This is a genomic window from Microbacterium sp. MAH-37 (genome assembly GCF_009758255.1).
Classification (GTDB): Bacteria; Actinomycetota; Actinomycetes; order Actinomycetales; family Microbacteriaceae; genus Microbacterium.
This window is the reverse complement of record NZ_WSEN01000008.1, coordinates 69,973-83,997: the sequence shown is the minus strand read 5'-3', so window position 1 is coordinate 83,997 and position 14,025 is coordinate 69,973. Positions and strand designations below refer to the sequence as shown.

At 69.6% G+C, this 14,025-nt stretch carries 12 protein-coding genes; 9 read left to right on the top strand and 3 right to left on the bottom strand.

Annotated features, from left to right (window positions below):
* The first annotated feature begins 141 nt into the window (after window positions 1–141).
* The 6 genes from GON06_RS10790 to GON06_RS10765 all read left to right on the top strand — a co-directional run bounded on the left by GON06_RS10790 (window position 142) and on the right by GON06_RS10765 (window position 7,948).
* Window positions 142–1,599: a sugar transferase gene (locus tag GON06_RS10790; protein ID WP_332837412.1), complete on the top strand. Its 1,458-nt coding sequence runs from the start codon at window positions 142–144 to the stop codon at window positions 1,597–1,599.
* Between the two features lie 47 nt (window positions 1,600–1,646).
* Entirely contained in the window at window positions 1,647–2,753 is a 1,107-nt protein-coding gene (locus tag GON06_RS10785; protein WP_198346678.1) for a glycosyltransferase, read from the top strand.
* A 65-nt stretch (window positions 2,754–2,818) separates the two neighbouring features.
* The gene (locus tag GON06_RS10780; protein ID WP_157312320.1) at window positions 2,819–4,243 is read left to right on the top strand and encodes an O-antigen ligase family protein; all 1,425 of its coding nucleotides are present in this window, start codon (window positions 2,819–2,821) and stop codon (window positions 4,241–4,243) included.
* Between the two features lie 27 nt (window positions 4,244–4,270).
* The gene (locus GON06_RS10775) at window positions 4,271–5,965 is read left to right on the top strand and encodes a polysaccharide biosynthesis tyrosine autokinase (RefSeq protein WP_157312319.1); all 1,695 of its coding nucleotides are present in this window, start codon (window positions 4,271–4,273) and stop codon (window positions 5,963–5,965) included.
* Window positions 5,949–7,067: a glycosyltransferase family 4 protein gene (locus GON06_RS10770; protein ID WP_157312318.1), complete on the top strand. Its 1,119-nt coding sequence runs from the start codon at window positions 5,949–5,951 to the stop codon at window positions 7,065–7,067. The genes GON06_RS10775 and GON06_RS10770 overlap by 17 nt, the downstream gene beginning before the upstream one ends.
* Window positions 7,064–7,948: a polysaccharide pyruvyl transferase family protein gene (locus GON06_RS10765; RefSeq protein ID WP_157312317.1), complete on the top strand. Its 885-nt coding sequence runs from the start codon at window positions 7,064–7,066 to the stop codon at window positions 7,946–7,948. The genes GON06_RS10770 and GON06_RS10765 overlap by 4 nt, the downstream gene beginning before the upstream one ends.
* Before the next feature lie 5 nt (window positions 7,949–7,953).
* On the opposite strand, the gene GON06_RS10760 is transcribed toward GON06_RS10765, so the two are convergent.
* The 3 genes from GON06_RS10760 to GON06_RS10750 are packed head-to-tail and all read right to left on the bottom strand — an operon-like array spanning window position 7,954 to window position 10,945.
* Window positions 7,954–8,784 (bottom strand): glycosyltransferase family A protein, encoded by an 831-nt coding sequence (locus GON06_RS10760; protein WP_157312316.1) that lies wholly within the window; start codon window positions 8,782–8,784, stop codon window positions 7,954–7,956.
* Window positions 8,781–9,824: a glycosyltransferase family 4 protein gene (locus GON06_RS10755; protein WP_157312315.1), complete on the bottom strand. Its 1,044-nt coding sequence runs from the start codon at window positions 9,822–9,824 to the stop codon at window positions 8,781–8,783. Before GON06_RS10755 ends, GON06_RS10760 begins: the two co-directional genes overlap by 4 nt.
* Window positions 9,821–10,945 (bottom strand): acyltransferase family protein, encoded by a 1,125-nt coding sequence (locus GON06_RS10750; RefSeq protein WP_157312314.1) that lies wholly within the window; start codon window positions 10,943–10,945, stop codon window positions 9,821–9,823. Before GON06_RS10750 ends, GON06_RS10755 begins: the two co-directional genes overlap by 4 nt.
* 113 nt (window positions 10,946–11,058) lie before the next feature.
* On the opposite strand from GON06_RS10750, the gene GON06_RS10745 reads away from it, so the two are divergent.
* From GON06_RS10745 to GON06_RS10735, 3 genes are read left to right on the top strand one after another with little or no spacing between them, the layout of a single operon-like run.
* Entirely contained in the window at window positions 11,059–12,024 is a 966-nt protein-coding gene (locus GON06_RS10745) for a glycosyltransferase family 2 protein (protein WP_157312313.1), read from the top strand.
* Complete coding sequence (locus GON06_RS10740; protein WP_157312311.1) at window positions 12,021–13,010, top strand: glycosyltransferase family 2 protein; 990 nt, start codon at window positions 12,021–12,023, stop codon at window positions 13,008–13,010. Before GON06_RS10745 ends, GON06_RS10740 begins: the two co-directional genes overlap by 4 nt.
* The gene (locus GON06_RS10735; RefSeq protein WP_157312310.1) at window positions 13,007–13,999 is read left to right on the top strand and encodes a hypothetical protein; all 993 of its coding nucleotides are present in this window, start codon (window positions 13,007–13,009) and stop codon (window positions 13,997–13,999) included. The genes GON06_RS10740 and GON06_RS10735 overlap by 4 nt, the downstream gene beginning before the upstream one ends.
* The last annotated feature ends 26 nt before the right edge of the window (window positions 14,000–14,025 follow it).

Here is a 14,025-nt window from a genome sequence, read left to right as displayed (position 1 = left end):
TGCGGCATCGTCTGAGGCTGGGGCTTCGTCGGGCGATCCGGTTACCCTGCCGGTTGTCGCGCCATGTGGGATGGCATGCGACTCATGCCCCGTCGAATACTGGGGTGCCGGGCCTGAGCCCGGTTTCACGATTGGGGAATCGTGGGGGAGTTCACTGGGGTCAAGGCCCCCGAGCGCGCCGTGCAGACGTGGCGACGCTCCTATGCACGCAGAGTCGCCGTCACCGATGCGGCCATAATCACCGCATCCGTCTTCGGAGCGCAGCTCCTGCGATTCGGTCTCGAGGGCGAGGATCTCTCGATGATCAATCGTCCGTCGGGAATGATCGCCTACTCGACCTTCTCGCTCGTGATCATCGTCACCTGGATGCTGGCGCTGAAGATCTACGCCACGCGAGACGCGAAGATCATCGGCAACGGCGCCACCGAGTACAAACGGGTCGCCGACGCGACCCTGCGCTTCTTCGGTGTCGTCGCCATCCTCGCTTTCGTCTTCCAGGTGCAGGTCGCGCGCGGCTATCTTCTGCTCGCGTTTCCCCTCGGCCTGTGCCTGGTTCTCTTCGGTCGCTGGTACTGGCGCAAATGGCTGCTGCACCAACGGCACGAAGGCCGCTACACCCAGCGCGCCGTCCTGGTCGGTGAGCGGCAGAAGTCCCGTCACGCCGCCCAGGCGATCGGTCGCGAGGGCGCGGCCGGCATCGAGGTCATCGGTGCGATCACCGAGTGCTGCGACCGGGATGACCTGCTCCCGGGCATCCCGCTGATCGGCGACCTGGACCACGTGCTCGACGCGATCGAGGACGCCGGGGCCGACACCGTCGTGTTCACCGGATCCGACGACATCTCACCGGCAGACATGCAGCAGCTGGGCTGGGAGCTCGAGCAGCGCCGCATCGACCTGCTCGTCGCCCCCGCGCTCACCGACATCGCCGGCCCGCGCATCCACGCCCGCCCGGTGGCCGGGCTGCCGCTCATCCACGTCGACTACCCGCGCTTCGAGGGGCACCGCTACCTGGCCAAGCGCACCTTCGACATCGTCGCCGCGACCGCCGCACTGATCCTGCTCAGCCCGCTGTTCCTGATCCTCGCGATCACCGTGCGACACGACGGCGGCCCTGCGCTGTTCCGTCAGCAGCGGGTGGGGCTGAGCGGCAAGCCGTTCCAGATGATCAAGTTCCGCACCATGGTCGTCGACGCCGAGGACCAGCTGCCCACGCTGCTGGACCGCTCCGAGGGCAACGGCCTGCTGTTCAAGCTGCGCAACGACCCGCGGGTGACCGCCGTCGGGCGGGTGCTTCGCCGGTACAGCCTCGACGAGCTGCCGCAGATCGTCAACGTGCTGCGCGGCGACATGTCGTTCGTCGGGCCGCGCCCGCCGCTCGGTTCGGAGGTCGCCCGGTACGACGGGCGGCTGCACCGCCGCCTGCTCGTGAAGCCCGGCATCACCGGACTGTGGCAGACCAGCGGACGCAGCGACCTGTCGCTCGACGACAGTGTGCGTCTCGACCTGTTCTACGTCGAGAACTGGTCGCTGACGGGCGACCTGATGATCCTGTGGCGCACGCTGAACGTGGTGGCGAGGGCGCAGGGAGCGTACTGACTCACTCCCGCAGAAGCGCGGGCGCTTCCGCCAATAGGATCTGAACCGTGCCCCTGGAGATCGTCACCGAGTGGATCGAGGCGACCGGCGGCGCCGAGAAGGTGCTGGACGCCATGATCGAGGCGTACCCCGGCGCCCCGGTGCACGCGCTGTGGAACGACGCCCCCGAGCGGATGCGCGGAGTCGACGTGCGCGAGTCGTGGATGGCCCGCACGCCGCTGCGCGACAGGAAAGCCCTCGCGCTGCCGTTCTTCGACCCGACCTGGCGACGGCGGACCGCCGCAGGTGCACCAGACAAGGTGCTGGTCAGCTCGTACGTCTTCGCGCACCACGTGCGCTTCCGCAGGCTCCCCGACGTGCCGGCGTACGCGTACGTGCACAGCCCCGCGCGCTACATCTGGGCGCCCGAGATCGACGAGCGCGGTCGCAGCCCGCTGGTGCGCGCGACGGCGCCGTACTGGAAGTCGCTCGACCGTCGCCGAGCCGCCGAAGTGCACTCGATCGCCGCGAACTCCGCGTTCGTGCAGCAGCGCATCATGGACAGCTGGGGGCGCGAGTCGCGGGTCATCCACCCGCCGGTCGACACCGCCGAGATCACCGCGGTGCTGGATTGGCGCGAACGACTGGATGCCGCGGACGCCGGCATCCTGGAGGCACTGCCGGATGCCTTCGTGCTCGGCGCCTCACGCCTGGTGCCGTACAAGCGGCTGGACGCCGTGCTCGAGTTCGCGGCATCCGTCGGTCTGCCGGCCGTCATCGTGGGAGCGGGACCCGATCGCGCCCGACTGGAGGCGCTCGCCGCGGACCGCGGCATCCTCGCGCACTTCCTCGGTGCGGTGAGCACCCCGCTGCTGTACGCGCTGTACCAGCGCGCGACCGTGTTCGTGTTCCCGCCCGTCGAGGACTTCGGCATCGTGCCGGTCGAGGCGATGGCGGCGGGCGCGCGAGTGATCGTCAACGCTGTCGGCGGCACGGCCGAGTCGGTTCCGCATGGCATCGGCGGGGTGCAGGCGCGTCGGTTCGCCGGCGAGGACGCCTGGGCGGCTCTCGATCGTGCGCTGAAGCTGAACCGGAAGACGGTGCCACAGCAGGCGGCACGCTTCGCACGCAGCGAGTTCATCGCGAACCTGCGCGCCTGGGTCGACGGCGACTGAATACTGCGCAGGGGCCCAGGTTCCTGGGCAGGGTGCGATACTGAAGCATCCGAAGGGCGGTGGGGATGGCCGGGGGTTTCGGCGAGGTCGGGGCGCGCCTGCAGGCACGCGTGTCTGAGTGGTGGGCCGGCGCGTGGCGCTGGACGCTGATCGCCATCGGTGTCGCCATCGCCGTCTACCTCTTCATGGACCGCGGCGTCTCGGGCGGGGCCGTCGCGGCCGCGGCGATCGCCTGCCTCGTCATCGGCGCCGCACTGACCCGCGCCGAACCCATGGCGATCGCCCTGATGGCCACACCGGCGCTGTTCATCGTCGAGCGCGTCGGCCTCGGCGTCGGCGATCTGACGGTGTCGGACGTCGCGCTCGCCGCGGCCTTCGGCACCGCGATCCTGCTCGGCAGGAACGACTTCAGTCCGCCGATGCGGGCGATGCTGGGGCTGAACCTCGTTTACCAGTTCGCCTCGCTGATCACCGTGATCGTCAATCCGTACGTGCAGAACACGGTGGAGTGGTTCCATGCGTGGCTCCTGGTCTCTGGTGCACTGATCGCGGGGTGGGCGATCGGCCGCGCAGGCAGGGCCCGGCTGGCGTTCATCCTCATTCACGCGATCCTCGTCATCATCGCGATCGGCACGATCGCCACGGCGATCGGCTACTGGCGCGAGGGCGACTTCCTCAAGGCCGTCTACCCCGAATGGCCGTGGATGATGCACAAGAACTTCGCCGGGGGGATGCTGGCGTTCGGAGCCTTCCTCGCCTACGTCAACCCCGACTGGGCGCGGCTGGACAAGCGTTGGACCCGTTTCGCGTTCTGGTTCTTCCTCGCCGCGCTCGCCCTCACGCAGTCGCGGCAGGCGGCCATCGGCCTGGTCGTCGCGCTGCTCGTCTTCACGCTGCGGCAGGGCGCCGCGAAGCACATCCTGATGATCATCATGCTGGCGATTCCCGGCATCATCCTGATCGTGCTCAGCGTGCGCGACCAGATCGAATCGCAGAACCGGTTCAACTCGGTCTACCAGCGGCTGGACTGGATCCGCGAGGTGTACGCGCTGTGGAAGCACTCGCCGGTCTTCGGCCACGGACTGCGGTACTGGTACGTGACGCCGGGCACGAACTTCCAGCCGCCGCAGGCGGAGCTCGAGGTTCTCGCGTCCACGGGAGTCATCGGGCTGCTGGGCTTCCTCATCATGTGGATCGGCTTCATCATCGTGCTGTGGCGCATGCATCCGCGATTCGGGCTGCTCGCTCTCGGGATGGTGCTCGCCCGCATCGTGCAGGCGCAGTTCGACCTGTTCTGGGTCGCCTCGCAGGTCTCGGTGCCGTTCTTCATCGCCGGCATCTGCCTCGGGGCGCAGGCGCTCGCCCACGAACGAGATCCGCATGCGGGGTTCTGGACTCCCGAGAAGGTCAGGGTGCGACGAGCCGAGAGCCGGCTGGAGCAGCGTCGGCGCGCGCGCATTCCAGGACAGCGGGACGGCGCGCACGTATGATCATCCGAGGGGAAAAGTGGGGGATCAATGGAGCTGCGTGACTACACCAGGGCGCTGAGACGTCATTGGATCGCGATCGTCGTCATGACGCTCCTCGGCGTGGGCGTCGGGTTCGGCTGGGCGTGGATCCAGACACCCGTCTACCAGGCGGATGCCAGCGGGCTGATCCAGGTGAAGGCAACGGACGGCACCGTGCTCTCTCCGGGCCAGGGCGACAGCCTCGCCAAGACGAAGGTGCCCACCTATCTCGAGATGGCGCAGTGGCGGCAGGTCGCCGAGCAGGTGGCGCAGCAGCTCGATCTGACGACGCCGCCGCAGAGCCTCATCCAGATGGTGACGGTCACCAACCCCGAGGGGACGGCGATCGTCAAGGTCACCGCGCAGGGCGAGTCGCCCGAAGCGGCGAGGAACCTCGCCGAGGCCTGGGTCAAAGGACTGATCGTCGTGATCGATCAGACCGAGGGCACCGGAGCTGTGAACAGCGCCCCCGCCAACATCGTGCTCGCCGAATCCGCCGCGCTTCCGACCTCGCCGGTGTTCCCCGACAAGCGCATGGCGATGTTGGTCGGCGGCATCCTCGGTCTCGGCGGCGGTATCGCGTTCGCGATGATGCGCGCGATCTCGGATCGCCGCATCCGCGCCACCGACGACGTCGAGAAGAGAGTCGGCATCCCCGTCGTGGGCGCCCTGCCCGACGCCCCGACGCTGGCCGACGGCCATCGGCTGTATCGCAACGACGGCGCCGTCGCGCCGGGCAAGGCCACGAAGGCCGACTTCGCGATCCGCGAATCGCTGCGGATGCTGCGCACGAACCTGCAGTTCATGGACGTGGATCACCCGCCGCGCACGATCGTCGTGACCAGCGCGCTGCCGGGTGAGGGCAAGTCGACCATGGCGTCGAACCTGGCCGGTGCGCTTTCGGCCGCCGGGCAGAAGGTGGTTCTGATCGACGGCGACCTGCGTCGCCCGACGATCGCGGCGACGATGGGCGTCACCGCCGACATCGGGCTCACCGACGTGCTCGCCGGGCGGGTGCGCCTGGCCGACGTGCTGCATCGCGTGCCGGAGCTGCCGAACCTCGTGATGCTCGGCGCAGGAACCCTGCCGCACAACCCCAGCGAACTGCTCGGCTCCGACCGCATGCACGAACTGCTGAACGACCTCGCTCAGCACGCGATCGTGATCGTCGACGCACCACCGCTGCTGTCGGTCACGGATGCGGCGGTGCTGACCCACCGTGCAGACGGTGCGCTGATCGTGGCATCCGCTGGCAAGACGACGTACGACCTGGTCGACAAGGCCATCGATGCGCTGGAGAAGATCCACGGACGCGTGCTCGGGCTCGTGCTGAACAAGGTGCCGATGACCGGCACCGGATCCGATGTGTACTCCTACACCTACGAGTACACCACCGCCGGCGGTGACGCGAAGGGTGCGATGCCGAAGCGCACGGAGGCGGCAGCTGAGGCAGCGGCCGCTGCAGCTGCGGTGCCGTCGCCGGTCGCTCCGCCTGCAGCACCGCCCGTTCCCGACGCGCCTTCGACTCCCGTCGCGGACGCTCCGGCGGCCGACACGGAGTCACACGCCCCGCGCACACCGCGCCGCGCGCGCAAGAAGGCCGAGGAGTCGTCCGACGACGATCAGATGACCGAGGACGTCGCGGCGCTGTTCGGAGACTCCGTAGACGTGTTCCCGTCCGACGGCGATGGCCGCGGGCACTGATGGAGCGCGCCGGATCGCGCTGATCTCCTCGTCGTTCGCTCCGCACATCGGGGGCGTCGAGGAGCACGTCGCGCAGGTGGCCAGGGAGCTCGTCGCGCGCGGGCATCAGGTGGAGGTGTGGACGGTCGACCGGGGCGAGCGACCGGAGCATCCGTTCGGTCACGGAGTCGAGGTGCGGTACCTGCCGACACCGCTGCCGGCGCGTTCGGCCGGTGACATGGCGCGGTTCGCCGCCCGGGCGCCCGGCGCGTGGCGGGCATGGTCGCGCGCGCACAGGGCATTCCGCCCCGACATCCTGCACGTGCACTGCTTCGGTCCTAACGGGTTGTATGCCCTCGCGGTGCACCGGCGCTTCGGCACGCCTCTGGTGGTGACGTCGCACGGTGAGACTCGGGGCGACGACACCTCCGTGTTCGCACGCTCGGCACTTCTGCGTCGCGGTCTGCGGGACTCCCTCGCGGCCGCAGCGGTGGTCACCGCGCCCAGTGAGTACGTGCTCACCGACCTGCGGGACCGGTACGGCCTGCAGGGCGGCGCCGTGGTGCCGAACGGAGTGGATCTGGACGTGCCTGCGGCTGCGCCGCCGCTGGCGGCACCGTACCTTCTCGCGTACGGGCGGCTCGGCCGGATGAAGGGCTTCGACCTGCTGATAGAGGCGTTCGCACGCGTGCGCCATGCGGGCGTCCCGCTGGTCATCGGCGGAGACGGACCCGAGCAGGAGGCTCTCATCGAGCTCGCCCGGGGGCTGCATGTGCGGTTCCCGGGGAGGCTCAGCCCGGAACAGGTGGCGGGCGCGGTGGGCGGCGCGCTCGCCGTGGTGGTGCCGAGCCGCTCGGAGGCCTTCGGGATCGTCGCTCTGGAGGCGTGGCGCGGAGGCGCACCGCTGATAATGACGACGCGGGGCGGCGCGGCGGAGTTCATGAGCGATGGCGAGGACGCGCTGCTCATCGACCCGGAGGACACAGACGCGCTCGCCGCCGCGCTCGAGCGCGTGCTGGGCGACGAGGCGCTGCGCGCGCAGCTCGCGCGAGCGGGGCGCGCACGGGTCGCAGGGTTCTCCTGGTCGGCGGTCGTCAGCCGCTACGAGGAGCTGTACCCGTGAGGTACGAGGACCGCATTCCGCGACGCCTGCGCCAGGTGCGCCGTCTGGCCGCTGCTGCCGGGCATCGCGCGGCCTGGGGCGCGCCTCTCGTGCCGGCGTACTGGTGGGACGGGCATCCGAACTTCGGCGACGCGCTCACTCCCTGGCTGCTGCCGAAGTACGGCATCGTGCCGCTGTACCGCGAGCCGCGGCACGCACGGCTCGCGGGTGTCGGCAGCCTGCTGGAGTTCTTCCCCGACGACTACAGCGGCGTGATCTGGGGCACGGGCCTCATGCGCGACGGCGAGAAGCGGATGCCGGGGGCGACGGCGCTGGCCGTGCGCGGGCCGCTCACCGAAGAGCGGATCGGGGCGTCCGGCGCGGCTTACGGAGACCCGGGGCTGCTGGTCTCGCGCTGGGTGCGACGTCCTTCACGTCGCGCGGCGATCGTCGCCGTGCCGCACGGGCATCACCGGTCGCACGAGGGGCTGGCGGCGCTCCTGGCGAGCGAACCGGGGCGTGCCAGCACCGTCGACGTGCATCAGGGCGCGGCATCCGCCGTCCGTGAGATCGCAGCCGGAGAGGTCGTGCTGACGACCTCGCTGCACGGCCTGATCACGGCCGACTCGTTCGGGATGCCCGCGGTGTGGACCATGCTCGAGCCGGCGCTGGACGGCGCCGACTTCAAGTTCCGCGATTACGAGGCGGCACTGACTCCGGGGCGGAGCCGGTACGTCGCGTTCGACGACCTGCGCACTCTCGACGACGTGGTGCGGCTGGCGGGGACGACGGATGCCGCGCGGGTCGCAGAACTGTCGGACGGGCTGGAGCGGGCGCTGCGGAGGCTTCCCGAGGCCCTGCCCGATGCGGGCCGTTTCCCGGCAGGGCTGCTGCACGCCTGAGCGAGTCAGCGGGAGCGGAGCAGACGTTCGCGGATCGCCCGGCTCGAGGGAAGCGCCGCGCGGGCTTGCGCCCATGGCGTGCGGGGCGTTGCCGGCACGCCGAACTCCTCGGCGATGCCGCGCGGAATCGGCCGCCCGCGCCCTGCCATCGCGTTGCCCGAGTGCGATTCCCCGGTGCCCACGCGATACATCGCGCCGGGAAACGGCAGGGTCTCCAACGGCAGATCGTCGTGCAGATGCATATGGGAGCCGATCCAGCGCTCCAGCTTCGTTCCCATCGCCGCGTAGAGCTGCTCTTGCGTCGCTCCGACGCCATCGGGCGTCGGCGGCAGCAGGTCGGTGCGCACGATGTGCGAGCTGCCGCAGGTGATCTGGAATGTTCCCGTCTCCGGGCGCATGGTGCGCCGCTCCAGATTGATCCGCCATCCGTCCGTGATCGTCCATCCCGGAGCATCCGGATGCTCGTCGACGAACACGGCGAGCCGCCGCGACACGAAGTCGTCGGCGTCTGCGAACATGACGTGGCTCGCGCCGAGCTCGCGGGCCCGGCCCAGACCGATCGCCAGCTTCGTCCCCTTGTCGCGCAGCACGGCCGCGATTCCCGTGCGCGGTCCGCGTGTTTCAGACGGGGGAGGGAAGCCGACCTGCACGAACTCGACGCGTGAGTCGTCGGGAAGCGGCGGACGACGATTTCCGACGACGATGATCGCGAAACGAGGGGAAGTCTGTCGCAGCCAGGAAGCCAGGGACGCGGCGAGCATATTCTCGACCGTCGTGTAGTCGGTGCTGTTCTGCGGGTGCCGCAGAGATGTGACGAACACCAGCCCGGGCGTCATCGCAGAGCCTTCCAGATCGCCGCGTGCCCGGCAGCGGATCGCTCCCAGGTGAACTCGGCGGCCCGAGTGCGCCCGGCCGCCACGAGCGCCGACAGGGCAGCATCCGCTGATGTCGCGTGCAGCAGACCGTCAGCGATTCCCTCCGCGGTCGGCGGGATGAGGATGCCGGCGTCGCCGACGACCTCGGGCAGGCTGCTGGTGTTCGCGGCCACCACCGGGACGCCGGCCGCCATGGCCTCCAGCGCGGGAAGACCGAAGCCTTCGTAGAGCGACGGCACCACGACGACGGATGCCGCGGCGACGAGCCCGGGCATGGTCTCGTCTGGCAGCCGTCCGAGCATCACCGTGCCCGGCATGCCCTCGAAGAGCGCCGTGCGACGCGGGTGCGGAGGGCCGGCGAGCGCCAGCGTCAGGTCGGGGCGTTCGCGATGCACGAGCGGCCAGGCTGACGCGAGCGCGGCGAGATTCTTGCGCTCCGCCGCTCCGCCGGCGTGCAGCACGTACCGGCCCGGAAGACCCAGGGAGGCCGCGGCAGCGGAATCCAACGGTACGGCGTCGTAGTACCGCGGATCGACGCCGTTCGGCACCACGTGCGGATCCTCCACGCCGAGGAACTCCACGGCTTCGCGCGCCGTGAACTCCGACACGCAGATCACCGCTGCAGCCCGACGTGCCTCTTCGATCGCCTCGGGGACCGGCGCCGACTCATCTGCGAACCGCCAGGCGACGACATCGTGCAGCGTGATCACATCCGCGTGCGGGGAGGGCGGCAGTTCGAGGGACATCCGGTGCGAGACGGCGTCGCCGGTGAACAGCATCCGCCCGAACGCGCGACGCACGGATGCGGGTGCTGATGCGATGCGCGATATCGGCAGCCTCCGGTTGCCGGGCAGCGGCGAACGGAGCGAGCGGAACACGAGTTCGCGTACCCGCCAGTCCGCCCCCAGGGCGGCCGGCGCCCGCGAGATGATCTGGGCCTGATACGCCTGCGCGCCCATGGGGGTGTCCGTCGCGATCCTCGCGATGCTCAGCCGCGTCATGCAGACATCGCCTCCGCCGTCGGATCCTGCACTCTGCGCACGACCGCAGGGAAACGCTGCACCGCGATCCGGTGGCTGGGGCGCTCCACGTACCGGAACAGCACCTCTGCGGCCGCACACACGACGAGCAGCGTCAGCAGGCCGCCGTACAGCAGTACGACGACGGGCCCACCTGGGAGGAGAGCAGCGACCGGCCAGGCGAGCAGCACGAGTGGTTGATGCACAAGGTAGAAGCTGTACGCACGGGTGCCGGCCTTGTCGAGTGCGCGCATGCCCCGATTCTGCGCGAACAGGGCGAACAACCAGACCAGCGCCGCACCGCAGGCCGCCCAGAGGCTGAGATTGATGCCCTGGGGGACATCCAGGGTGCTGGCGGCGACCGCTGCCGCACCGGTCACTGCCGCCGCGGTGACCGCCTGGCTGCGCCGGCGGCGGCTCGGCTCGAGCGCTGTCGATCCGGGGCGGAGCAGCACCGTTGCGAGCACCATCCCGGCCACGAACTGCACCAGCCGCATCGGCAGCGTGTGGCCGTCGCCGAGGAATCCGCCGAACGGCCCGCCGATGACGAACTGCGTGCCGAGCCACCACGTGGTCAGGCTCAGCCCCGCGGCCGCGACCACCAGCACGGCACCACCCAGCCGATGCAGGAGGAGCACCAGCACAGGGAACAGCAGGTACAGCAGGATCTCGAGCGAGATGCTCCACAACGAGCCGTTGATCGCCCCGAGCGTCGGCACGAAGAGCGTCTGCAGCGCGAAGACGTGCACGACGACGTCCCAGAGCGTCGCGCGCTGCGCGACGACGAGGTCCCAGGCCGGACCGGCCGCGAGGACAGCCGCGAACGCGAGGGCGACCCAGTAGGCGGGCAGGATGCGCCACATCCGCCGACCGTAGAACTGTCGCACATTCAGCGAACGACCCGGTGCGACCAGCGGAAGCGTGAGCACGAAGCCCGAGAGCACGACGAAGATGTCCACACCGTGTGCGCCGACCTGCGCGGCGGTGTAGACCAGGTGTGGCAGCCCGAGACCGGACCAGTACGCGGTGAGATGGCACACGAACACGGCCAGCGCGGACAGCCCTCGCAGCGCGTCGAGCCCGCCGATGCGACTCTGCCCCATGATCTCTCTCCCCAGTTCGATCAGGCACCAGTATCTCGCGGCGAGAGGCGTAGACGCGAGGCCGCGGACGATTCCCTATCATCGGGTGAGGGGAACAGGTCAGGGGAGGCCGGATGGACCGCAACGCCGTCGTCGTGGTGGCGACTTATCGACGGCCGGACTATGTCCGCACCTGTCTGGAGCACCTGCAGCGGCAGACCGTGGCTCCGTCGCGGATCGTCGTCGTCGACGCCTCGCCGGAGGAGGACACGCGCGCCGTCGTCGCGGACTTCCCCGGGGTCGAGTACCGACGCAACGAACTCGGGCTGGGGACGCTCGCGGCATCCCGCGCGATCGGGACCCATGACGCGACCGAGGACGTCGTCGCGTTCATCGACGATGACGCGTTCGCCGAGCCGGAGTGGCTGGAGCGCGTGCTCGCCGCGTATGAGCCAGACGACGTCGGCGCCGTCGGGGGACGAGCCCGCATGAATCGCGAGGGCGAAGAGCAGGAGGGTCTCGACCGCATCGGCAGATTCCTGCGAAACGGACGCCTCACCGGCAACTTCGCCGCAGATCCGGGGAGGACGATCGACGCGGACCACATGCTCGGTGCGAACATGTCGGTGCGCAACAGCGTGCTGCGCTCGTTCGGCGGCATCCACGACTACTACCCGGGCACCTGCCTGCGCGAGGACAGCGATCTCGCCCTGCGCGTGAGGAAGGCCGGCCATCGGGTGGTCTACGCCCCGGATGCTGTCGTACTGCATGTCGCCGGCGATTACTCCAAAGGTGCGCGGTTCGATCTGCGCTACCGGTTCTACGGCGCTCGGAACCACATCCTGCTGCTGACGACGACGCTCGGCTGGGCCGACCCCCATCTGCCCCGTTACCTGGGATCGGTGGTCGCGTCGACCGGACGCGAGGCCGTGTCAGGCGTGCGCGGCTGGTCGTCGAAGCCTGGGCTCGTGGCGAAGCTGCGCGGCGTCGCGGGCGGACTCACACGAGCCGGAGTCGATGCGGCAGGCACCGTGGTCGGCCTCGGCGCCGCGATCGTTCCGAACGATCGGGCGCGGGATGTGAACCGGGCGTCGTCATGACGCCGGAGGGGACGACGGCGCTGACATTCGCGCTGATCATCCCGACGCATGCGCGCCCGGAATTCGTCGAGCAGGCCGTACGCAGCGGGCTGCGGCAGGAGCGTGCGTTCGATCGGATCATCGTCGTGCCGGACGGGGTGGAAGACCCGGCATCCGAAGCTCTGGCGGAGTTCCCGGTCGACGTGCACCCGATCGCCCACGCCGGAGTCGCCGCCGCGCGCAACGCAGGAATGGCCCTCGCCGACACCGACTGGGTGTGTTTCCTGGACGACGACGACCTGCTGCATCCTTCCTATCTCCGCGATCTGGAGATCGCGATCGCGCAGCATCCGGATGCGGGTGCGTTCAACGCTCCGTACTGGAGCTTCGGGGCGGAGATCGGTGAACGGGAAGAGTTCAGCGCGTCGACGCTCGACGAGTGCCTCGACGCGATCATGACCGCGGCGCCGCGGAATGACATGTCGTACCTCGACATCACCGGCCACAGCTTCGACACACTGCTCGGAGGGCTCGCCGGATCGATGAGCACGGCGGCCGTGCGCACTGACATCCTGCGCAATGCCGGAGGATTCCCGGTCGGACTGATCGCGGCGGAGGACTGGACGATGTACGTCAACGTCGCGCGCTTCACGGAGTGGCGGGTGCTCGACGACCGCCGGGCGTTCTTCCGCGACCACGGCGGCAACGCCATGCGCGGCCGGAGCACGGAGAAGAGTCTCTCCACGCTGCGTGCGATCCGGGCGTTCTGGCAGCCGACCGCGATGCCGACCCCGCCGCATCGTCCGATCGAGGCGTATCGTCGCGGCTACCGGTACGAGGTGCTGGCGGCGCTCGCGGCCGCGGCGCGAAACGACGATCGCGCGGGGCGGCGCGAGGCTCTGCAGATCGCGACCGAGATCCTGCCCCGTCGATGGGACCGGGTGTTCGTGCGGATGCCGCGTCCGGTCCGTTCGCTGATGTGGCGAATGGAAGGCGGAGCCTCATGACCCGCGTCGTCTACGTCGTGCTCTCGCACCGGGATTGGCCGCAGGTGCGCCGTCTGTCCCACGCGATCCTCGGGTCCAGCCCGGATGCACGGGTCATCGTCATGCACGATTCCCGCAGCGAACGATTCCCCCCTCGCGATGATGACGAACGCATCGAGATCGTCGACCACGGTCTGGCCTGCGACTGGGGGTCCTGGGAACTCGTCGAAGCCGCGCTGCGCGGCTTCGCGATAGCGCGGGACCGCCACGACGCGCAGCTGGTCGCCTTGATCTCTGGACAGGACTACCCCACGCGCCCGTTGGGTGCGTGGGAGGACGAGGCGCTGTCCGCGCGGAGCTGGATCGGTGAGGCCCGGCCGCTCGCGTACGAGCCGCACTGGGGCCGTCGGTACGGCGAGGGCGACGATCGTCTGACCCGATACTCCTATCGCTGGTTCCGATCGCCCGTCGAGTTCCTGCGCCCGCAGATGCCCGGATGGGCGCGGCTGCCGCGCCCGGTGAACGGGTTCTGGGTGCGCGCCCGCCGCGCCCTCACTCTGCGACTGGAACCGCTGCTCAGCCTCCGTGTGGTCGCGCGCGGGCGCGGGGTGCACTACGGCATCCGGCGTTTTCCTGATCCGTTTCCCCCCGGAGACGACTGCTGGTTCGGTGCGCAGTGGGTGGCGGTGCGACGGTCTGATCTCGATCATCTTCTTGATGTCGACCTCGCAGAAGGGAGTCCGCTTCGACGGCTGTACCGGCATTCGATCATTCCGGACGAGTCCGCTCTGGTGACGCCGCTCGCCCGCCGCACCCCGCCCGCACAGATGCCGCCCGTCACCCTGCAGCGATGGGACGACGCTCTCGACGGAGGACTCACCTTCACAGTCCAGGATCTCGATGAGATCACCGCATCCGGTTCGCCGTTCTGTCGCAAGGTGGATCCGGAAGCGAGCGCCGAACTGCTGGATGCGCTGGATCGTCGACTCGCGGAAGGGGCGGCGACGTGACGCACGTGCACTTCTGGACGCGCCGG

Coding starts and splice junctions, on each gene's coding strand:
- GON06_RS10780 (WP_157312320.1), top strand. CDS start 2,819: ATGGCCGGGGGTTTCGGCGAGGTCGGGGCGCGCCTGCAGGCACGCGTG.
- GON06_RS10775 (WP_157312319.1), top strand. CDS start 4,271: ATGGAGCTGCGTGACTACACCAGGGCGCTGAGACGTCATTGGATCGCG.
- GON06_RS10770 (WP_157312318.1), top strand. CDS start 5,949: ATGGCCGCGGGCACTGATGGAGCGCGCCGGATCGCGCTGATCTCCTCG.
- GON06_RS10760 (WP_157312316.1), bottom strand. CDS start 8,784: ATGACGCCCGGGCTGGTGTTCGTCACATCTCTGCGGCACCCGCAGAAC.
- GON06_RS10755 (WP_157312315.1), bottom strand. CDS start 9,824: ATGACGCGGCTGAGCATCGCGAGGATCGCGACGGACACCCCCATGGGC.
- GON06_RS10750 (WP_157312314.1), bottom strand. CDS start 10,945: ATGGGGCAGAGTCGCATCGGCGGGCTCGACGCGCTGCGAGGGCTGTCC.
- GON06_RS10745 (WP_157312313.1), top strand. CDS start 11,059: ATGGACCGCAACGCCGTCGTCGTGGTGGCGACTTATCGACGGCCGGAC.
- GON06_RS10740 (WP_157312311.1), top strand. CDS start 12,021: ATGACGCCGGAGGGGACGACGGCGCTGACATTCGCGCTGATCATCCCG.
- GON06_RS10735 (WP_157312310.1), top strand. CDS start 13,007: ATGACCCGCGTCGTCTACGTCGTGCTCTCGCACCGGGATTGGCCGCAG.